Genomic DNA, 21,369 nt, shown 5'->3' on the forward strand with positions numbered 1-21,369 from the left:
GCTCACCTCCTTAAAAGTTTTCGTAAAATAACTTACCTCGTCAGCAACAGCTTCTTATTTAAAGTACGTTCACAACCACCTTGTGCTTACCGCTCACAATGATGCTATGCGGCAGCGAAGGCAGACGATTGACATCCAGCTCCACGCGTTCACCGTCTTCGATTTTGTAGACGGTCATGTAAAGCTTTTCGACATGGCTGATTGCTCGAATTGATTTTAACAACGCGTAAAAAACCGAAGGATGGATTTGCCCACCAATCGCCCAGCCTTTATTATCAAAATTGCCCGTTAACGGGTCTAGGAATCGATTTAACTTCTCTAACGCCTGAATTTCGGTAAGCACTACGGCGTCCATCCCTTCCACAGCAACAACCGCTGAGACTGAGATTTCCATATACACCGGTTCAATGACCTGCAAGCGTTCAGGGAAAGCAACCAAGCTGGAAGCGCGTCCCAGAATAAATCGCTCGACTTGTTTTTTCAGCTCTGGAAACGTTGAACTGCCCTTTTGACCTTCTTTTGGCAAAATAACAAGCGTCATCGCTCCGATTTCTTTCTGCATATACGCATTCCGATTCGGAATACACGTCACCTTCGCGATGTTCGGATACGCTTCTCTAGCCAGCCACTCGTAGTCTTTGGAAGAAACAGCACGATTACGATGCTTTAACAGCTCTGGCCCCCGCGCCAGCGCAGACTCCAGCTTCTCCGCCTGACAGCCACCCGATGCCGGCTCAGGGTTATACACCTCACCAACAAAAGCAATCGAATCCTGCATTTGGTTAATCTGACGAGCCGCTACATTACCAACTTGTCCCATTGTAACCTGATAGGTAACCTTCAATTGCTCAAGTCCACCCTTCGGCGGGTGCATCCCATGAACACCATCCCCTACGCGAATGCGTCCGAAGGTATGGTCAATCAGGTAATGCCGATCTCGGTTACCCGATAGGGCCAAGTCACGAACAGCCGTCCAACGAACCCACACCTGCAAAATGTTGCCTTCTGAATCGCGTCGAATATCCATGAGCGGTGTACCGCTTAGCTCCGACTCCGAGATCTCCTCTTCTGTCACGAATTCCGTCTCATCCACCCATACTTCCTCAGATACGATTCCTTGTCTGCTGAGCTGGTATTCCGTCTCTTCCAGTCCTTTGACATCGGGAACTTCGCCAATGATTGTCTCCTGCTGGAGGACATGAACCGTATTCATATAGATACCCTGAATGGTCGGAACCTGTACACGCTCAGTCACATCATCATAGATATCATCTCGATTGATAGCCCGAATCCAGTAGCCTTCCTGCCCGAATAAGGACACCGCTGCAAAATCAGCTGGACCCACGAACTGCACCGTTCCGCTTTGCGTTAAGCCGTTCGTTTCGTCGATGACCTTCAGTGCTACCCATTCCGAAGGGGCGCCAGGGATCAAGCCCGCTCGCAAATACTCCCACTCTAGCATTGGAACGTCATGTTCCGAGAATCGCTGCTGTTTAATGGAGACGAATATCGAGATAGGCCCTCTCACAGGCGGCGTATCAAATGAGAAACATAACGCGGGATGGTTGCCCTCCAAAGGTTGGAAGGGCTCAAATCCGCCCGCCAATTGACGGCTATGCTTGGTCCGTTCTTCATAGACGGTGTTATTAAAAGCTATGCTGCGTTCCGCTTGGTATAGGCGATCCTCATACCGATACGTTAAGGCTACTTCGTCAATCCAAGGTGATAGATACAAAGCCTGAGCGATATAGGCATTTTCGATATGTAAGATTCGTGCCCTGATCCAGCGATTCTCATTCCCGTTCACGTACGTAGCCTGCAGATCAGGCGGGCAGCGGAACTGGACCTCCTTGCGAACCTTTTGTTCCAAGGGGTAGTAAAAAAGCTTTTCGGCATCCTTGCCTACATCGAGCCTTACCCACGTGGTGCCATTCCAATATTCCCAAGCCACTTGAAGAACCGTGACATGCACAACAGGTGCTTTATCGAACTTGTTCTTCTTCATGACCATTTTCCAATCGACCTGATCCGACTGTTCCGCCCCAAAACGGTTCTCAATCGCTTGCAGCCCGAAGCTCAGCTTAATATCCCCATCGGTTTTCGTAAACACTTCCTGACTTCCAATATAAAAGGAGCCATACAGCGCGAACTGATCACCAAATGGATAAAACCCGGATGGATCGGCATCAATATCATTGTAAAACATTTGATCAGGCTGGATGCCGCCGGTTTCGAGTGTGTCCACATAGTCTGTTTTGAATGAAATATGATCCATAGACAGCCTGCTGTCAGCGAGCGTTTTGCGACCTGATACGTGCGGCTTTAATCGACATTGAATCCAGCGACCATTAATGCCATTAACTTCTTTAAGTGTTAGTTCTTCCCGGATATTTTTGAGCAAAATAACCCGATTGCCCTTCGCCTCCACAGCGTCAAAGGTCTTCCAACCCTCTGCTGTCGCGTACAGCCATTCGGTAAGCTCAGGATCTGCAAGTTGACTGGACATTGCAAACTCTTCAAAGCGTCTCGTCGAGTTACGAAATTCGATCTCAATCTGTGCGGGATGGGTCACGGTGAAAAGTGAGCTGTGCTCCAAATACAGGGCATGCTCCTGTAAATTGTCACCATCCTGCAGACGGAACAACTTCGTAGGCAGCGCATAGCCTTGACGGCTTGCAGCTAAGAACTCATCCGCGATCCGAACAATGATATCCTGTTTACGACTCGTCACATAGATGCTCGTGAGTATAGCTGGGGTTAATAGCGCACTGCGTGCCGTTTCATACAGAATTGTATCAGCTTCAGCTTCAGCAGCAATTTGCGTGCCTGCCGAAATAAACACGGATTCTTTCGTTCCTTCATTCAGCGCGAAAGTCAGATAACTGCTAGCTGGTCTAGCTGGAAGCAATGTGACATCGAACATATTCAGAAACGAGATCAGATTCTTGGTAGGTACACGATTCAATCGCTTAATATTATCGTGAAACATATCCGCAAACATCAAAAATAACGCAGAACCCGGATCGGGGTTCTCAGGCGTAAATCGCCACTCTGGCGTATAATACGGCGCCATTTCCTTCATTTGCGAGATCAGATCGGGTATGTCTCTAGGATCAATTTTGGGAGGTTGCACAGCTCCACCTCCTCTCTGCACGTATCATCATCGCTTCCGCAGCCTCTTTCTATTTCGAGCCTTCAAATAAATAAAACGGATAGACTTGGTTAAACAAGTTGTTCGTCGTTCTCACCTGATAGGCAATGTGAATCATGACTTTGGCAGGGTCATCCGCTTCTGGAATAGCCTTCACTTCAACCTCATGAACCCGTGGTTCCCAGTTGCGAATGGCTTCTTCAATATTACTTTGCAGCAAATGAAGCGTTGTATCGTCGGTTAATCCGAAAATAAACTCCTGCACGCCGCATCCGAAAGAAGGACGCATGACGCGCTCCCCTTGGGTCGTTCCCAAAATAACGCGAATCGCTTCAGCGATGTCTTCCTCATACTCGGACATCCGAATTCTTCCTGTTGCAGGATCAACCTGAATCGGGAATTTCCAGCCTCGTCCCAAAAATGCTTCCGACATCTCGCCACGCCCTCTCGCTAACTGATTTTGACGCTAGTTAATTTTCACCATACTACCTTTGATGTTAATGATCCCATCGGACTTCAGATCTAAGGTCGCCCCTGCCTTCAGGGCCATCGTAGCAGATGCTTCTATGTTAATTTGTGTGGATTTGATTTTGATTTCCTTCGTACTTTCAATACCGACCTCGCCTTTGGCGTTCAAGGTGATCTTCGAAGTTTGGCTGACAACTGAAATTTCATTGGCTGAGCCGCCCTTAATCAAGATCTTATTGTTCCCGCTGGAATCTGCGATGGAAATACTATCGTCTTTGTCCTTGAGTTCAATAATTTGGCCTTTTTTGGTCTTCAGCGTAATGCTCTCGTCTCCGCTTTTATCATTGAAGGAAAGCTCGTGTCCGGATCTTGTCTTGATCATGCGCAGATCATTTTTATCTGCTGGCGGAGGCGGCATATTTTTTGGATTCCATAGCATTCCGATGACGAAAGGCATCCTTAGTTCTCCCATATGAAAGGCTACCAACACCTCGTCTCCCACCTCTGGGATAAAAAGACTGCCCATATTCTTACCGCCCATTAACGTTGCGATGCGGACCCAATCCGTCTCCGTTTCGGTTTCTTGCATCGGCAGCTTGAGCTTCACACGCCCCATTTTATCGGGATCTGTGTTATTGGTTACAACCGCAACCATAACGCCGCCAATCTTCTGACTGGCAAAATCGGACATACCGCCAATTGTAATATCGGGAGTTTTGAACATTAGACTGCATTCCCTCCCAGTTGAAACCGCGTTGTATAACCTTCATCATCAAAAATGTGGGTTGCTCCCGTAATATAATACGGTTGGTCGAACGTTTTTCCAACGCCACTGAGCTTAATATAGCGCCCGGCGCGAATCTCTGGAATCCCAATGCATTCCCCACTGCCGCTAACCAACTTCATGGCTCGGCGATTTAATATCGCATCAGCGTAGCTTTTCGCTTCCTCCACAGAAGTTACATTCGTATACATATGCTCGATGAAATCACCTTTTGAGGCCAATATATCCTTGCCCGTCTTGCTGTTCGAACCGAGCTTCGTGACACTGGCAGACTTGCCTTCGATGACTTTTAGCTCTTTATTATCCCAAGCTCGAACAGTTACGCCCGTAATTTGCTCGGCTAAATTGTGATCTATCATTAAACTGCGGAGCGTCTTGCCCATTTCCAGCGTCATCACGGCTGTCATCGCCGTCAATGGCTTACGAAAATATAAATTCTTCCCCACAACGAAAAAATCATAGTTAACTAAATTCGCTAAATTCTGAATGAAGTGATAATCATTAATTTGACTCTGTGATAGTACTGGAAATACCGTTGTCGTGGCATCAACATTTGTTTTGAAGCCATACGTTTTGGCAATTTCTTCAACGACCTCACTGTATTTCTTCTTATTCCAAGAGCGAGACTTCGTCCCTTTCATCATGAGATAAGAAATATCCATCCCACGCACAACGAGACCAGGGGCACCGTCTTCTGGGAAATCTACAACAACGGAAGTAATTTGTCCCGTAAAAACAGCGGTAAATTTGTCTACATAACCTAAACCAATATCAATGGCTTTACCTAAGGCGAAGGTGGATAGCCATTGGAATTCATTTTTCGTAATATCGTACGCATTCGCTACTCGAAAAGAAAAAGAGTCTGCCGTGCCATCGATTGTTGTCTCCACGCGTAGATTATCCAGTGCGATATCGTCCGACAGTTTCGTGCCATCGACTTTAATATCGTAGTAAGGGGCATAAAAATCACTATATTTTTTGGCCAGGTCGTCAAAGGTAAATGAGCTCGTATCCAGATCTAAGGCCATCGGCTTAATCCAACCTCGGAACTGAAATGCGGCGTCCCGTGGTCACTTTCATTGGATTATCGATCCCATTCGCCTTAGCGATTTCCCGCCACAGCGTTGGATCTTCGTACTCATTGGCAGCAATCGTCCACAGCTGATCCCCTTGATTCAACATCTTTAATTTCGTTCTATCCGCCGAATGTCGTGGAATTTGTTTCAACTGATCTTTCTTGCTTAGCGTGGATTTAAATGTCACTTTCAGCTTAGCTCTCACCGGAACTCCAGTATCAAGGAACATCGTGAAATGTTGATTCACATTTACGACGACGCCCTTGAAATCCAAGGAACCCCAGACAAATCGGCAAAGCGGCGGTGCATGGATCTCCTTTTCAACATCAAGGAGACCTGAAATCTTCGTCGTAAGCTGACGAACGTCCGTCCCTTTTTCGTAGGTGTCAAAATAAAAATCCATCGTGAGTGACGACGTCCCCCCGCTCACAAACTGAGCGATTGGCATGGACAGACCCGGCACTGTTTTCCAAGAATAGCTATTGCCGGTATCGATCGTATACTCACCCGGGTTGAACATGACTTGCACATTTTCTGTTTTGCTGCCTTTGTGAACGATAATCATTGCTTTCTTGAGTGCCATAGGAATCCGTCCTTTCTGCCATATTCGTGTGAATAATTAATGTGATTAATGACTAATAACAAAAATAATTATATACCTCGGCGTTGCCGTTCGAATTTCATTTTTTTCTCGATTTCGCGATATACTTTATCCGCGATTTTGGCGATATCCAGCTGTGGCAGCTGCTTAATCAGCTCTTGCAGCTGCTCTTCGCTTAGCTCTGGCGGCGTCTGATCGACTGGCGCAGTTGGTAGTGGTTCTTGATCTGCGCTCGCTTTGGTGCGCAGCCAATCCATCTCCAACGGCGCATTCGCGAGCTGGCTCGTTGCTGCTTGTTTATGCTCCAACATGCTGACCGGTGGGGCAAGATGCTCTTGCCTTGCGGGTTGCACCGGCATACCGATCGGTGAAGTGCCTTGGTGTGACGCGCCGATTGGCGCGTGGGATTGCATGGGCACGCTTATTGCTGGCGTGCCTTGTTGATTGTCGGCGCTGCCTTGTGGGCCGCCGACGGGTTTGGTAAGCCTCTGCACCTGCGTAGGCAGCGGCTTGGTTAATGTAGCAGCCCAGCCTTGGCTGCTGCTGTTCGTAATGCTGGCGCTGCGCTGCACGCCAGCTGTTGGTGCTGCGGCAGGCGAAGCCGCAGCCATTCCCGCAGGAGCAGCGCGAAGCGCTCCTGTGCTGCTCGCCAGCAGCGGCATGACACGCGGTGTCATGCTCGCGCTCTGGCGAGCCCTTGGTGCGCGTGCGGAGCGCGCGCCTGGCACTACTTCTGCGGCCCGCGAAGCGGCCGCAGGCTCTAGGGCTTGTGCGCGCTCTTCTACCTGCGCGCTCACCATAGCCCTAATGGTTTGCTCCACCGAATCCACTTGGGAGCGTTCCGCTCCCGAGCGGTTCTCCGAACCACGTGCTTCTCGAGTGTGCTCGCGCTCACTGCCTTCGACGATAGCTCGTCTCTGGAGGTGTTCGGCTTGCGCCCCAGTCCAAGTCACTGCTCCACGCATTGGTGATGCTTGACCATCGACAAGTTGCGATTGTACTTGCCTGATATCCTGAGCAGAAGCTTTATTGATCAATTGTCTGATTCTCGTCTCACTAGCTCGCTGAATCAGGTTTCCGTTCACTGCATTCCTTGTACTTTGTACGCGATGTGTACTTTCTGTCGTATGTCGTCCAAGAATCTGACGGTTATTTGTTTCAAAATCTCGTCTTACTGGAGCAGTACGCCCATCGCTTACATCACGTTGCACGATACCTCTAAGTTCTGACTCATTTGCCCTTCCAAACTGCCCCGAAGCCTCATTACTAAGTGGTGTAGTAATCCTGTCTTTCTCGTTGCCAGAGGAACGTTGAACGAGATGACCACGTACAAATCCCCCCGTTGTTCTTAGCTGTTGAGTGGTATCTGCTTGAGGGGCCCGTCTTACCTGTATCCCACTCCCTATGCCAAAAGACCGCTGAACAAGTTGTACTCGCCCTGCATTCCTTACACTTCTGAGCTGCTGAGCATCTTCCACGCTATTTCCCCGTTTAGATGACCTACTATTTTCTAATTCAGATAATCGTTGTACAAGTTCCCCACGCACAACTTCTCTTACTGGCTGTCTAAGCTGCGTGTTAATATCTTCATCGATTCTGCTCGTCTGTATCTGATTCGCACGAGGTGGAGTCTGTTGTTCAACGTCTCCATTAACCACGGTAGGCCGCACCAGATTCGCTCTTTCAGCCGTCCGTTGATCTACCTCAATGGACAATGACTCCATTGCCCGTCCAACGCTAGATAATGAGCTACTGCCATGAGTGTCGCTCTCTCTGTCAACTGACCGCTGAACCTGGCTTCCTTGGTCCGCTACGCTAATTTCAGTTGGTTGAACTTCATCAGTGCCGCTTGCTCGTCTTGTTCGTGTGCCATTCTCGACTTGCCCTGCTCGGAGTATAAGCTGATCTCTCTTCCATGCACTAGATGGACTCGTCGACGAGCTAGTTTCTTCTCTCATAGATGCTGATGATTGAGATTGGGGGCTAAGAATTGGTCGTTGGGATATTAACTGCCCCAAATCAATCTTCCGCTGGATACTAGCTTGTTGCTCTCTCACACGACTAACACGTGATGGACTTCCTGTTCTTCTAACCATATCGAGAGGGGAACGACTTTCCGTATTACCCCTACTACCGATTGTTGTCGAATCGGTTCTTCTGTTACTTGCTGACATATCCGAATGCGTTCTTACTTCGCTTGAACCCACTTGGCTATTCGTCGGATTATCTTTCCGTTGATCTGCCCATACAGACCAGAGCCTATCTTGAACCGAATTAGTCGGTCTTACTTCTCTGGATTGAAGAACCCGTGGACGATCTGTAGCAACTTTACTTGAGCTCATGGATCTTATGCTGCTTTGCGCCACCTTAGCAGCGATCTCAGCAGCTAAGGTCTGTTTGACTGTCATTCCTTGCGTGCTGGAACTCATTTGGTTATCTGTTACTTCAGTAGCAAGTTGCCCAACAGTCTCATGAGTATTTACTCCGTTGGGACGTAAAGCTGTTCGCAACAAACGTACAACTTCTTGTCTTTCTGTCCCTGTCTGTTTGGCTGAGCTTGAAAGCAAGGTTGTTCTCATCGAACGCATACTTGCGTCTGCAATTTTAGCTGCAATCTCCAAAGCTAACGCCCCAGTGGACTTCTTAGGCTTCACTTCTGGGATTATGCTCTGGAATTGGTCAGCTTGCATGATCCCTTGCTGCTCGTTGTTATCTGTCCGTCTATCATGAATAGCTGAGGAACGATGAATCTCATCATTCTTCACCTTAGCCCCCAACTGGCTTGTTGCTGTAGGCATTATTCTTTCGGATGACCTTATCTCCTGTTGCGCAAGAAAGCTCGAGCTATCTACACCTTGCATCCCTTGCTGACGGTGCAACTGAACACCACGTTGCTCGAACCCTTTTGAAGATTTACTTGAGCTAGTTGCAGCACTTACCGTTCTTCTTATGCCTTTATCGAGCAGCTTACTTTTGGCTCTTTCTAACACAGATGTGCCTATGTCAGGCTTTACTAAAGGATTAGTTAGATTTGCTGTTGATTGATGATTATTAAACTGCACGCCATCTTTGTTAACAGTATTTGTACTCCTAACGAAAAAATCATTAGAAGAGGGTTGTCTTTGTACGGTAACGAGCTGCTGGAGCCAGCTCTCGTTGCTTTGAATTTTTTCAACGGTTGAACGACCATTTTCCATTGCAGCAGGCTTTCGATAGACCCTGCCTGGATATGACATCGTAGTCGCAACACGTTTCGAAGCTACAGCTTCCTGCTCTGATAATTGAACTGCCTCAGGCTCGGATTCCAGCTTCTCTGATAATTTTGTATCAGGTTGACTTGCTAAACCCACTGCAGATCCTGCAATGGATTCAATCGCTGTCTCTTTGCTCTCCTGAATGACCCCACTATTCTTCCGAGGTCGTCCTCTTTTGCGTTTAACTGGCTGTTCGATTGCTGGCACAGTCACGGTCTCTGACAACCCAACATCCTGCACTTGTGGATCATTTTGTACTTGTTGCAATTGATCTTGCTGCATTTGCTTCAAGCGTTGCTCTTGCTGATCAAGCTTCACATGTTGTTCAAGTACTCCCAATGCATTACCATTTTGCTTTTCTTGCTGTTGTTTTTTTTGTTTCTCTTGTTTTAGCAGTTCTTGCTGTTGCAGTTCTTGCTGTTCATAGTTTTTTTGCTCATTACGGTTATCTTGTCTCTGTTGTAGAACTCGTTGTACTTGGTCTTGTGACTGCTTACTAACGAGTTGTTCCTGCTCTTGCGACTGCTGTCTATCGAATTGTTCGATCTGCTCGTCCACCAGCGAAATGTTAACTGATCCTTGCACTTGCTGATGCGGTTGCTGTTGCGACTGCTGTCCCTCATGCCGCTCTTCCTGATCATGCTGTACCCGCTGCTTATCCATCACCTGTGACTGACTTAACTCTGAAGCCTGCAGCATTAATTCATCACGTTCTTGTTGCAGTCTTTGGACGACTTCCGTCACTTCTGCGCTTCGGTCCTGCAATCCGCGTGGGAGTTGCTGCGTCCCAGCAGTCTCATCTGATGCGCTCGTCTTACGCCACACTGGAGTTAATAGCAAATTGAATTCCCAAAACCCATTGCGACTAGAACCTTTTGATCCCGCCGTAGCATGCATCGACCTAGGCAATCGCGACGTTAAGCTTGCAGCATTAATCGCCATTGGCTGCCCACTTGATGTGAGAAAACCCTTTGCAACCGAAGCTCTGCTTCTGCTTGCGGGTGTTGTCTCTTCCAACTGAGCTTTATCAACAGATAATGGCTTACTCGCCGGGGCGTCCTGCACCTCAGCATGTTTACGTAATAAGCTTCGAATAAACCGCACTGTCTGCGAAGTCGCTTCTTCTGAAAAAGGACCCTCACCCAGTTTCAAAGACTTTCCAAACTGGACCGCCTGAGAACCTGCAAAGGGTGGTCTTCGTGTGGTCTCATCCAAATTCTTGTTGTGTGGTCTTGTCTGAGACGCCCCTGTGTGACTCATTTGCGTTTGTGTTACCTCTTGCAAGATAAGCTGAGCCACATTGAGAAAAGAAGGATTCCTTTGTTGCATGGTTTGCTCAGATAAACGGGTACCAACAGGTGAATTCTCATTCCGCTCCAAGCTCAACTTCCCAGCTTGGAACTGCTCCAGCCAAATGGAAGCGCTGCGAATGGCATCAACATGCTGAGCAACGTTAGTATGATTGCCTTTAACTACCGCATTGCCATCAACGTCATTCGCACGTGATGAACCTATTTTATTCCCGTCACGCAAAGCTTGTTTATATAATAAATGTAATGTTTTCTGCTGAATATTCGTTGTAGGTCCTGTATGTTGAACTCCATTCACCATTAGCTTTGGTTGATTCATCTTGCTGCTTGTCGCATGAGCTAACATACCAATCGAAGCAACAAGCTGCTTCATCGAACGCCTCATAATCGGTGAGTTTCTTTTATTAACGACGTTAATTCCTGCTTGGATAGACTTCACATCAGTATCTTTAACGACATGAACATTCTCTTGTGTAGGCAGGGTTTGACTTGCTAGTTCCTTGTCTTTCTTACTCTTACGTCCTCTTTTTTTCTTGACTGGCGTTTCAGCAGCTACTGGCGCCAATTCGGAGGGCAAATGTTTGACTTCTTGTTGTTTCTCTTCTATAAGAACTTGCTTCGGCAGACGATATCCGCTTTGTGTCACTAACTTCTGAATGTGCTCAATCGTTTGCTGCTTAGTAATCAAAGGAGCTGATTCTGGGTGTTTCAAGCTTTGCAGCTGTAACTGCAATTGTAGGACCCATGCCCTGTCACTTGGGTTCTTCATGGATGCTAATTCTTTATCCGTTAGTAATCCCTTGCCCTTAAAAATAAGAGCAAACATCCCTAAATAGTTAGTCCGATCGAATCCATACTTCTCCATAATGCCAGAAGCAAATAGCTTCGATTGACGAGAAGTCTGACCGACAGCGCTACTACCCTTACCTTCAGCATAGCGTAACGAACCCTTTTTCTTCTTTCCACGGGGTTTATGCGATTGTCGAGATTTCATGAACAATCCCCCTAAAAGTTTTGCGTAGCAAAACTAGCATCGTAAGCATAGTCTTTGAGTTTTCGTCAGAAAACTGACTTCGTAAGCATATTAGATAACGTTATGCCATCATCTTATTTCGCGGAATAATACGGAATCTAACCAAATAACGCTATGGCAAGGTGCTATTGCTCCTCTACAGGCTCATTTTCAACTTAAAAGTTGAAATAGCGTTATACCATCATTCTATTTTACTTAAAAATGTGCTCGTGACCCGAATAACGTTATGGCATAACGATATTCACGTGCTTAAGTCCTGCTTATTTCTTAAAAATCGTCTTCAACCCCGCATGCACCAGTTCAATCGACTCGATCGCGACATTCGCACTGCTCGCATTGAGATCCGGTCCGTTCCATTTCACGGGAAATGCACTCGTAAATTCCCAACGACACATCTCTTTACCCTCAACATTGTACAAAAGAATGGAGCCATTCTTACGACTAATTTTGCCTTGTGCAGCATTATTGTACCAATCCCATAACTCGCTGGAGTTGCTTATACCCCTCTTGAGCACGATGTTCGGGTACTTCGTATGTTGAACCATGTAGTGTGGATGGGTGTTCAAGCCACCTTCCCAATACGGCTTTACTTCGATCTCGGACTTCATGCCCGTCACCTCAGAGAAACCTCCGACGATCAGTCCATCAAGCTCAACGAGAAAACGAAAATTGCCGCCTACATTATGCAATTTGGATGGTTTAGCCATTGTTTATTACTCACCTCTTACCGAAACACATCAAACGGATTGTCTGGCTGTTTTTTACCTTCTTCGTTCAAATTACGGTTGATGCGGGAAATTTCCTCGCACCACGTACGGCGTTCACGGTGTTCCATGGACATAATTTCATCATGTGACCAATGAAAATAGTAAGCAATGAAGCCCACTTCCTCATATATTTTGTCAATGGGATAGCCCGTTACGCCATCTCGTCCAAAAAAGACACATCCACATCAAACTCGTGCTCACATTTTGGGCAGCTTGTATGAACTGTAGGCACGTCCATTTCATTAATTTGACGATAGAAATTTTGCAAGAAAGCAAGATCCGCTGTGAAGAACTTCTCAACTACGCGCGTATCAATCGCACGCAAATCACCTAAATTTGTAATGACACGTGTTAGTAAGATAATCGTTAAATAGCCTGGGTTTTGCTGAACGCGTTGGTCACGCATCGGTAAAATTTCATCCGCAGCTGTCGCTAGACGCATGACACCTCTCTTGTGTAGCGTACCATTGTCATCCACATACCCTCTAGGAAGTTCAAATTCATATTCTGTTTTGAAAGCCATGTTGTCGTTACCCCCTTAAAGTTTTCGCCAGAAAACTGGCATCGTAAGCATAATCTTATGGTGATGAGACTTAGCCTCTTAACAAAAAGAAGAGTTAGGAACCGGAGGCATACGCTCCGGCACCTACTCTAAACTTATTACTTCGTACGTGTCATACCTTCATGAGCAAGCTCTAAGCTCTCGATGGCAACTTCGTTCCCAGTCCCTTTGAAGCTTGGTGCTGAGTATTTGGATGGCCATGCTTCGATAACCTGCCAAGTAGCAACATCTCCGCCCTCTTCGTTGATCGCGATGATCGTAACCGTTTTGCGGGAGATTTTACCTTGAATGGACTCTGACATCCAGTTGTACATATCCATGGAGTCTGTAACTCCCCATTTCAATGAGATGTTACCGTATTTCGCAAGTCCCGGAAGCTTCCGAGGCGTGATCGTTTCGTTTCCTTCGCGGTATTCAATTACCGAAAGGGAAGCATCAAATCCAGAAATTTCGCTGAATCCAGCTTGTTGAATACCTTCAACTTCGATTCTAAATCTAAAATTGCGGTATGGATCCCTACGTTCGCCAGCCATAGTATACCCCTTTCCTAATATGCGTAATATCTAACGTTAGACTATTCTTCTCTTGTTTTCTGAGTAATACGGAAGATGACGAACTCGGCAGGTTTCACCGGAGCAACCCCGATTACGCAGATGAGTCGACCATTATCGATGTCATCCTGTGTCATTGTGCTGCGGCCAATATTAATGTAGAACGCTTCGGAAGGACTTCCGCCCATCAAAGCACCATCTCTCCACACCCGCGTTAAGAACGCATCAATCGTCCGCTGTACACGTGCCCAAAGCTGTTCGTCATTCGGTTCGAAGACAACCCAGTTCGTGCCGTTCTTGATGGACTCTTCGATAAAGATGAACAACCGTCTAACGTTCACATATTTCCATAAACCGTTGGACGATGTTGTACGAGCACCCCATACACGGATACCTTGTCCAGCAAAATGACGGATCAAGTTAACGCCTTGCGGGTTCAAAATATCTTGCTCGCCTTTGTTATATTGGCAATCTAGGCCAACTGCACCGCGAACGACTTCATTCGCAGGTGCTTTTTGCACGCCACGGGATTGGTCAGAACGGGAGTAAATACCAATAACAGAGCCAGATGGCGGTATGTAAATGTTACGTTTGTCTAATGGATCAAAAACTTGCAACCATGGGTTGTACATTGCAGCATAGGAGCTATCAAAGATGTTGCGGTGTGTCATGACATCCGCTACCTTGGTTTTCTCGCGTGGAATATCGAGAACCGCAAAGCGGCTGCCCAAGTTTTCACAGTGCGCTACAAGGGATAATTGAACCGTAGGCTCAGTTACACCTGGAATTGCAATGATGGACACAACATCGTTATCGATGAAGGACTGGATTCCTGTACGTTTACCAGGACCACGGTCAACACCCATATAGATATCAGGTGTTACATTCGCAATGGAACCGTTGCTGCCGCCGGACAAAGCGATTTGGAATTTGCCAGCTGTTTCGTTCTCACCGGAAAGCACCTCGAAAGGAGCGATTGCGCCAAGATCTTGACCTTCTGTCAAATCCTTCACCGTAATAATATTCGAGCGGGAAACGATTTTCTCAATGTGATTCGCTGCCGTAATGTTTAGGGATACCCGCTCATACGTCTCAGCTTCGTCACCATAGAATACGTGAAGTGTGAATTCACTTGTCGTCAATACTTTGGCTGGTAGTAATCCGCTATCAACAACATCACCATCAAGTGCTACAGACAACTGGATAATGTTATCTTGGGAAGCGACTACTTTGCTGTATTGCTTCACGCCTGCTGCTTCGAAAGCAACTACGTCGCCTACGTTAAAGCCAGCGTTGTTTTTCACGCGATATTGTGATTCACTAAGCACTTCATAGATTTGCGTCTTTGCTTTGCTAGCTGGCACTACAACGATACGGACTTGGTTCCCCCATGTTCCAGGGTTCTTAGAAGCAATCTCAAGAATTGCTGATTCTTTATTCGAAGCCGCTTTGTTCGTGGCTACTTTCGCGTCAGTTGGCGCTACACGCATAACGAAACAGCGATTACCTCCGTTTAAGTAGAAATGCTCTACCGCATAGGAAAGGAAACGATATTCACCGAATTCATTCTCGGACAAGTAGCTACCGAATAAACGGTGGAAATCAGCTACGCTCGTAACCAGTTGAGGGACACCTTCAATTTCCCCTCTTTGCGCAAGCCCTATAAACCCGGCCGTACTTGTGCTTGCACCTTCAAGCGGTTGTGCTCCGCTGTCAAACTCTTCCACATAGACTCCAGGTGATAAATAGTCAGCCATTGTTCCCCAGTTCTGTCAGATGGCACATCTTACATAAAAAATAAAGCCACAGACATGAAACCAGTTCTCTCCTTTCTGCTTGTCATTTTTGTATAGAAGATGGACGTGTCCATTCTACTAATTAGGGTCATGCAAGACGTATCGTACCGAGATTGGTGGTTGTTCCTTCTGCTACCGTAATGTCCTTGATCACATGCTTAACTTCCGCCCCGTACCTAATGACCAATTCGGTCTGAAAGCTTGGAATCCGAGTGCCCCTAAAAGCAATTGCGACCTCTCCTCGTTCCGTACTGCGGGTTTCTTGTACAGGTAGCAGCATAGCACCTCGCGTAAACGATTGGGAGAGTGGATTCGCTAGTCCAAATCGCTTCTGATGCTCCAGCACTTCAGAAATTCGGATAATCTCTTCCGCTGCTTTTGCGCCTCTTCCGCGAAGTAAATAAGCATCTCCAGCTACAACGCCTCCTGTGAATGAACCTAATGTCATCTCAAGATGACCCTTGTCGGCTTGATCAACCATTAATCGCGCGCGCGCGCAGTCCTCCGTAAGTACAGTTGACTGTAGGTGAGCATCACGAATCGGAGAGCCAGATGCATGCTGAAGCATGACGCGAATCAGTCCTGCTCCTTGGGAAAAAGGGTAAGAAGGTAACGGTTTCATTTGTACAACTTCAATAAAATTGTGCGTTCCAACGGTGATGTTCGTTTGTTCTTGAAAATAATACTCGCTTTGGACCGATAACCGGTAGTCGCCGGGAGGTAAATCGTTGAATATATAGGAACCATTCGATTTGCGAACTGCTTTCGAACGGGTACCTTCTAGGTGAACAGTGGTCGTGTTGCCGAGAGGAGCTTGTGAGGTGAGTGCGTCAATCACGCACACTACCAGGGAAACGCGGGATCTCAATTGTGATATGCGAATTTGATCCACAATGGAACCCTCCTAACCCTGAATACTAAAATCGGTTTCTGCAACCCTTTTAGTTTTCTTGATGCGTGTCGAATCGATATGTACAGGTCCCACTGTATAAGCAACTGAGAGTCTGTAAGGGGTGTCTGAGAAATTCCACATATTCATGAGGCTTTCTCCCTTAAAAGGGTCCATGACGATGCGAACTTCTTCATCTTGCTCAGCTAATGTGCCTACGGTCATCGAACCACGAAGAACAGAATGATCGTAGAGTACTTGCATGGCTCTGCCTAGAATCCGATGTTCATCTAAGGCTCGGGATGAAAGCTCAGCTGGCGATTGCACGGTGAGTATGTAACTAAGATCAACAACCATAGGAGGAAACTGAATTTCATTCGTCCCTCTAGCAATCATATGGGTTTGACGATTATTGCCGCTCTCGCGAACGTTGTATAGATAGAGAGATAAGTAGAAATCTCCTTTATCGACAGGTGATGCGAGTCCTATCATTTCTGGTTGTGGAATAGGGTCTGGAGTCATGTTTTCTCTCAGAAGCTTGATTAAAGATGCGCTTACATCAGCAATGACAGAATAATTACCTATGGGTGTCACTTCCTGCCTCAAATTACCTATAAATCATGTAAAAAAGGTGCTTAATATGTCACATTGTGTATCTTTTTCTATTATAAATGTAAACCGACAGGTTGACTATAGGGATAATATTTTTTATTTATGCGATTATCCCGAAATTTGGCGATATTTGGCTGAAAAGTGGTGAATACAGCCGACAAAAAAGGCAAGCTCACACTTGGTGTGAGCCTGCCTTTTGCCTACTTAATTCTAGCTATTCTAGTAATCTTCCCACTCTTGCCGTGCGAGGATTTTGCCTGATTTCTGCAGCTCATGTCGAATAGATTTGATAATGTGCTGCATCCGAATAGGTTCACCTGATTCAGCCGCTAAGAAAGCGGAAGAAAGGACGACATTCTTGATGTTCCCCCCAGCAATTTCGTAGCGCTGAGCGAGGTATTTGAAATCGACATCATCGCTGAGCGGCGCTGCTGATGGAAACATGGATTGCCAAATTTTCTCGCGATACTCACTGTCCGGGAATGGAAATTTAATCACATAATTGATCCGCCTTAGAAAGGCCTCATCAATGTTATTTAGTAGATTGGTAGCGAGCACGGTGATGCCTTGATACTCTTCCATTTTTTGAAGAAGATAGGCCGTCTCAATGTTCGCGTATTTATCGTGCGAGTCCTTCACTTCGGAACGCTTGCCGAACAACGCATCCGTTTCATCGAAGAACAGCACCGCGTTGCTCAGCTGCGCCTCCTCGAAGATTTCGTGCAGGTTCTTCTCGGTTTCACCGATGTATTTGCTGATCACCTGCGAAAGATCAACCTTATACAGCTCTAGCTGCAAATCGCCGGCCACGACCTGCGCAGACATCGTCTTCCCCGTGCCCGGCGGGCCCGCGAAGAGCATGCTGAGCCCCTTGCCGTAGGCCAGCTTCTTCTCGAAGCCCCATTCGCTGTAGACAACACCGCGATACTTCACTTGATTGCACGCATTGCGGAGCTGATCCTTCTGCTCGGGCGGAAGGATCACATCGCCCCAGCCGTAGCGAGGCTCAATGCGTGTCGCTTTGCGCTCCAGCTTGTGCTGCACCTGCTGGTAGCACGCCTTATACAGCGCGTCGCTGCGCAGCAACGCGCCTGAACCGCCATCCCCGGCAGAAGCCGTCTGCCAGGAGGAGTATCCGCGCGCGAGCGTGAGCGCGCGTCGTATTTGTCCCGGGGTGAAGCGGAATTTGCCGCTCATCACCCGATAGTCCACATCGCCAGAGACGCCTAGCTCCTGTGCGAATGCCTGCCAAAGGCGCTCGCGCCCGCCTTCGTCTGGCACGGCCAATTCATGCTCAAGGAGCAGCCGCTCCTTGGGCTTCCAGCTTAGCCGGTTAAACCGCCCGGCTAATAGAAACACCATGCCGCCGTAGCCGTCGAGCAGCTCATGAAACCGTCCGAGCCGCTGCTGCGCAGCCAGATCCGGCTCTGCGGGGTAGAGCACCTCCAGCCGTGTAAAGCACAGCACGGCTTGATGAAGTATCGCTTCGCGTATAATAGCGCTCAGCTGATCTTCAAAGCTTGCCGCATGCAGCTGCACATCAGCGAGATTGACCAGCAGCAGCGGCTTATTAAAGGAGCGGCTGAGATGCTTCACCTGCAGCTTCTTCCCAGCGCCTGCATTCCCCCATAAATGGAAGGCTAGCCGTTTGCGCTCCGCTGCAGACGCTTCATATACGTCTGCAATGAAGCCTCTCAGCCGTTGTTGGAAGTCTTCCTGGACAAGCAGAGGCGATAGCTCGTCATCTGGGTAGAAGATTTCTACGGCTGGCTTTAGATTTGGATCTAGCTCGCCCGAATCCAGTAGGAAGGTCACCATCCGTTTGTCCAACTGCAAGGGTCTGCTCAAAAGTGTCTGACCATGAACCTGCCCAATGTCCGAATTTAGCACATACCGGGCCAATTTGCCATCTGGTGCCATGAAGGTCGTTCGCGCAGCCCGCATCTCTTCCGGACTTTGACAGGCGATTTGCAGCGCTAAGCTAATATTAGGTGTTTTACTAGTTAGATCGTCTAATAAGAAACCGAAAATCCGTTCATATTTCCGATCCAACTCCACAGCTAGACCTAGCATGACGAAGCGCTCTTCTATAGAAGATAATCCAAATACAGCAGATATATAAATTAAAGGCAGGAATATGCCCGACTTGCGGCTTTCTTCCCGTCGAATGGCGATAGCGCTGTCTAGCATCTCTATCATTGCCAATGTCTCTTGCTCGTCCTCATCGATCTCTTCATCATGACCGAACCCGCCAATAAGACGAATAAACTCGTCCTCAGATACAAACATACCGCGGAAAGAATCCGTTTGCGGATCAGGCGTAAGCTTTTGACGGCGCTTATAGAGTAGTTCCAATTTTTTATCTAGTAATTGAAGCTCGTCCTTATAATGTTCCCATGCATGCACATACCCTTGAGCTGTCATAGGCCTCCCCAATGACTCTATATATTTTTTCAAAACGAATCGATAACTACATTAATAGCTTGCCTAAACAGGGGGTTATTCTTTACAATATCAGGATAAGGCACAAATCGTTTCGACACCTACTGCCCTGAAAGGAAAGTGGCCACCTTCTGATGGAACAATTTCCAGCACATGATCCAACTTGGAATCGAAAACTCATTCTAATGTTATGGTGGATCCTCATCATTTATGAAGTAGCGGCTACGATTGCTCTAGGCTTTGAAATCAACGAGCAACCGACGAATTGGTTTAATAGCTTTTTGCGTTTTCAACTTGTTCCCACGATATTGCAGCTTCTTCTTATGGGCGTTGGCTATTTGGCTATGCGCTATTTGAAGTTCTATAGTGAGTTTATCATGATCATATGGACCATGACCATGGTCAGTATATTCATCCTGTGCATTCCTGAAATGACACGCAGTTATGAATTACTCAGTATGCCGATTTTGTTGGCCTCGATCTATTTTAAGAAAAGATATCTTATTTTCGCTTACAGTTTAGGCGTCACTATATTACTCATCCTGCTGCTCTCTCAAATGGCCAGAGGACAATCAACGAACCCCTATGAAATTATTGCTTCTCTTACGATTTTAACCGCCACTTCCATGCTTTGCTTTGCCATTATGGGTCGAGGACTCGACCTGCTTGCCCGGCTCAAGAATTCAGTCGTACGCGAGCAAGATCTGCTGATTCGCAATGTCATGATTGACCGGCTTTCGAAAGTCGATGCGCTTACTGAGCTGTTTAATCATCGTTCCTTTCAAGAGCATACGGACCATCTTATTTCACATATGCCCCATGATACTCCTCTGGAGCTTGCGCTGATGGACATCGATAATTTCAAACTCATTAATGATAATTATGGTCATTGGGTCGGAGATGTTGTTCTCAAAACCATCGGCACTCTTCTCAAAGAGGTGCTTGGCCCGGATGATATGTCCTTTCGCTATGGCGGCGAGGAATTTGCCGTGTTGTTCGTAGGGAAATCACATCAAGAAGTACTGGCCATTTGCGAGAAGATTATGGAAACGATACGCGATACCATCATTCCTGAAATGCCGGACCAGAAGCTGACGATGAGTATTGGGCTTGCGACCTATAATCGGAGTACGATGAAAAAGGCATGGTTTCAGCTTGTGGACGAATGCCTATACACCGCCAAACGCAATGGCAAGAACCGCATACACGTGCATGCCGCAGACATTCAAGTGCCTGTAGTTGATTGAGCATACAGAACCAGGAGCCAAGTGCTCCTGTTTTTTTTGATTTTGCAAGCTACCGTGGAAAAAAGTGTTAAGCCTCATACATGAATTGGTTGCATTAGGAAAATAATGAGAAGAACCAAAATCAAATGAGGTGATAATGATGTGTCATTCCATAGCCATTCTGGCTGATGTTCAAGAAGTCATGAAGCAATTCCGCGTCGATCGGCTATTATCCTATAGTTCCAATCGTTATGAGGTGCGCCCTACTGAATCTGTGTCTGCTGTGATGATCAATCGCAAGGGTGAGCGCCTATTGGATGAGTTCCGCTGGGGACTGATGCCCTTCTGGGCGAAGGATGCGGTATGCGGCGAGCGCAACTCCATCTTCTCCAACATTGTGTTCGAGCGTATTGTCAAAAAGCAACGCTGTGTCATCCCCTGCAGCAGCTTCTATGTTGGGGTAACGGAGGGCAAGGAGACGGAGTGGATTCGATTCAAAATGCGGAGCGGTACGTTCGGCATAGCTGGTCTGTACGACATTTGGCAGGCGCCATCTGGCGAAGAGGAGCTGCGTACGTGCATGATGCTCATGACGGAATCGAATTCCGTCGTCTCTCCGTACCAAGCCAGTATGCCCGCCATTCTTGACGAGGAACAAATGGAGAAGTGGCTGCAGCCTGATCAGAAGGATAGTCGTCAGTTGAGATCCTATCTGCAACCTATCGACGAAATGCGGATGGTCGCTAATATTCTTACGTCCCCGGCTGAGAAGCTGGAGATGGGCGCTGATGTGCGTATTTTTGTATAAGTGGGCAAAAAAGAGGACTTGCGCCTAGGCGCAGGTCCT

16 protein-coding genes are annotated in these 21,369 nt (G+C 47.2%); 2 read left to right on the plus strand and 14 right to left on the minus strand.

From position 1 onward, the window contains the following. Positions 1 to 58 precede the first annotated feature (58 nt). The 14 genes from AC58QO_RS18085 to AC58QO_RS18150 form a co-directional block, all read right to left on the minus strand. Entirely contained in the window at positions 59 to 3,133 is a 3,075-nt protein-coding gene (locus AC58QO_RS18085) for a baseplate J/gp47 family protein (RefSeq protein ID WP_497267923.1), read from the minus strand. 49 nt (positions 3,134 to 3,182) lie between these two features. Then, positions 3,183 to 3,584, minus strand: coding sequence for a GPW/gp25 family protein (locus tag AC58QO_RS18090; protein ID WP_068664321.1), 402 nt, complete (start codon positions 3,582 to 3,584; stop codon positions 3,183 to 3,185). Between the two features lie 33 nt (positions 3,585 to 3,617). Continuing rightward, positions 3,618 to 4,343, minus strand: coding sequence for a phage baseplate assembly protein V (locus AC58QO_RS18095; protein WP_497267925.1), 726 nt, complete (start codon positions 4,341 to 4,343; stop codon positions 3,618 to 3,620). Continuing rightward, positions 4,343 to 5,431, minus strand: a complete 1,089-nt coding sequence (locus AC58QO_RS18100) for a phage late control D family protein (RefSeq protein WP_497267927.1) — start codon at positions 5,429 to 5,431, stop codon at positions 4,343 to 4,345. Before AC58QO_RS18100 ends, AC58QO_RS18095 begins: the two co-directional genes overlap by 1 nt. Positions 5,432 to 5,435: 4 nt before the next feature. After that, positions 5,436 to 6,062, minus strand: a complete 627-nt coding sequence (locus AC58QO_RS18105; protein ID WP_497267929.1) for a CIS tube protein — start codon at positions 6,060 to 6,062, stop codon at positions 5,436 to 5,438. Positions 6,063 to 6,130: 68 nt separating this feature from the next. After that, the gene (locus AC58QO_RS18110) at positions 6,131 to 11,638 is read right to left on the minus strand and encodes a hypothetical protein (protein ID WP_497267931.1); all 5,508 of its coding nucleotides are present in this window, start codon (positions 11,636 to 11,638) and stop codon (positions 6,131 to 6,133) included. A gap of 299 nt (positions 11,639 to 11,937) precedes the next feature. Then, positions 11,938 to 12,384 (minus strand): phage tail protein, encoded by a 447-nt coding sequence (locus tag AC58QO_RS18115; protein WP_497267933.1) that lies wholly within the window; start codon positions 12,382 to 12,384, stop codon positions 11,938 to 11,940. Between the two features lie 17 nt (positions 12,385 to 12,401). Beyond that, a complete protein-coding gene (locus AC58QO_RS18120; protein ID WP_081787256.1) occupies positions 12,402 to 12,584 on the minus strand; it encodes a DUF6760 family protein in 183 nt (60 codons plus the stop codon). A gap of 11 nt (positions 12,585 to 12,595) precedes the next feature. Then, a complete protein-coding gene (locus tag AC58QO_RS18125; protein ID WP_065858362.1) occupies positions 12,596 to 12,967 on the minus strand; it encodes a hypothetical protein in 372 nt (123 codons plus the stop codon). A 137-nt stretch (positions 12,968 to 13,104) separates the two neighbouring features. Beyond that, positions 13,105 to 13,539 (minus strand): phage tail protein, encoded by a 435-nt coding sequence (locus AC58QO_RS18130; protein WP_056612231.1) that lies wholly within the window; start codon positions 13,537 to 13,539, stop codon positions 13,105 to 13,107. A gap of 41 nt (positions 13,540 to 13,580) precedes the next feature. Beyond that, on the minus strand, positions 13,581 to 15,314 hold the full coding sequence (locus AC58QO_RS18135; RefSeq protein ID WP_497267935.1) for a phage tail sheath family protein: 1,734 nt from the start codon (positions 15,312 to 15,314) through the stop codon (positions 13,581 to 13,583). Between the two features lie 127 nt (positions 15,315 to 15,441). Next, positions 15,442 to 16,245 carry a beta-sandwich domain-containing protein gene (locus tag AC58QO_RS18140; RefSeq protein ID WP_497267937.1) on the minus strand — a complete coding sequence of 268 codons (804 nt, stop codon included), beginning with the start codon at positions 16,243 to 16,245 and terminating at the stop codon, positions 15,442 to 15,444. A 12-nt stretch (positions 16,246 to 16,257) separates the two neighbouring features. After that, positions 16,258 to 16,836 carry a Pvc16 family protein gene (locus AC58QO_RS18145; protein WP_497267939.1) on the minus strand — a complete coding sequence of 193 codons (579 nt, stop codon included), beginning with the start codon at positions 16,834 to 16,836 and terminating at the stop codon, positions 16,258 to 16,260. A 237-nt stretch (positions 16,837 to 17,073) separates the two neighbouring features. Beyond that, positions 17,074 to 19,278 (minus strand): ATP-binding protein, encoded by a 2,205-nt coding sequence (locus AC58QO_RS18150; RefSeq protein ID WP_497267940.1) that lies wholly within the window; start codon positions 19,276 to 19,278, stop codon positions 17,074 to 17,076. 152 nt (positions 19,279 to 19,430) lie between these two features. On the opposite strand from AC58QO_RS18150, the gene AC58QO_RS18155 reads away from it, so the two are divergent. Beyond that, positions 19,431 to 20,543: a GGDEF domain-containing protein gene (locus AC58QO_RS18155; protein ID WP_497267942.1), complete on the plus strand. Its 1,113-nt coding sequence runs from the start codon at positions 19,431 to 19,433 to the stop codon at positions 20,541 to 20,543. 139 nt (positions 20,544 to 20,682) lie between these two features. After that, entirely contained in the window at positions 20,683 to 21,330 is a 648-nt protein-coding gene (locus AC58QO_RS18160; RefSeq protein ID WP_497267944.1) for an SOS response-associated peptidase, read from the plus strand. Positions 21,331 to 21,369: the final 39 nt, after the last annotated feature.

It is taken from the genome of Paenibacillus sp. J31R30, assembly GCF_059692115.1.

Bases quoted from the DNA above. Each gene is read 5' to 3' on its own strand.
- AC58QO_RS18090 (WP_068664321.1), bottom strand. From the start codon at position 3,584: ATGTCGGAAGCATTTTTGGGACGAGGCTGGAAATTCCCGATTCAGGTT.
- AC58QO_RS18095 (WP_497267925.1), bottom strand. From the start codon at position 4,343: ATGTTCAAAACTCCCGATATTACAATTGGCGGTATGTCCGATTTTGCC.
- AC58QO_RS18100 (WP_497267927.1), bottom strand. From the start codon at position 5,431: ATGGCCTTAGATCTGGATACGAGCTCATTTACCTTTGACGACCTGGCC.
- AC58QO_RS18105 (WP_497267929.1), bottom strand. From the start codon at position 6,062: ATGGCACTCAAGAAAGCAATGATTATCGTTCACAAAGGCAGCAAAACA.
- AC58QO_RS18110 (WP_497267931.1), bottom strand. From the start codon at position 11,638: ATGAAATCTCGACAATCGCATAAACCCCGTGGAAAGAAGAAAAAGGGT.
- AC58QO_RS18115 (WP_497267933.1), bottom strand. From the start codon at position 12,384: ATGGCTAAACCATCCAAATTGCATAATGTAGGCGGCAATTTTCGTTTT.
- AC58QO_RS18125 (WP_065858362.1), bottom strand. From the start codon at position 12,967: ATGGCTTTCAAAACAGAATATGAATTTGAACTTCCTAGAGGGTATGTG.
- AC58QO_RS18130 (WP_056612231.1), bottom strand. From the start codon at position 13,539: ATGGCTGGCGAACGTAGGGATCCATACCGCAATTTTAGATTTAGAATC.
- AC58QO_RS18135 (WP_497267935.1), bottom strand. From the start codon at position 15,314: ATGGCTGACTATTTATCACCTGGAGTCTATGTGGAAGAGTTTGACAGC.
- AC58QO_RS18150 (WP_497267940.1), bottom strand. From the start codon at position 19,278: ATGACAGCTCAAGGGTATGTGCATGCATGGGAACATTATAAGGACGAG.
- AC58QO_RS18155 (WP_497267942.1), top strand. From the start codon at position 19,431: ATGGAACAATTTCCAGCACATGATCCAACTTGGAATCGAAAACTCATT.
- AC58QO_RS18160 (WP_497267944.1), top strand. From the start codon at position 20,683: ATGTGTCATTCCATAGCCATTCTGGCTGATGTTCAAGAAGTCATGAAG.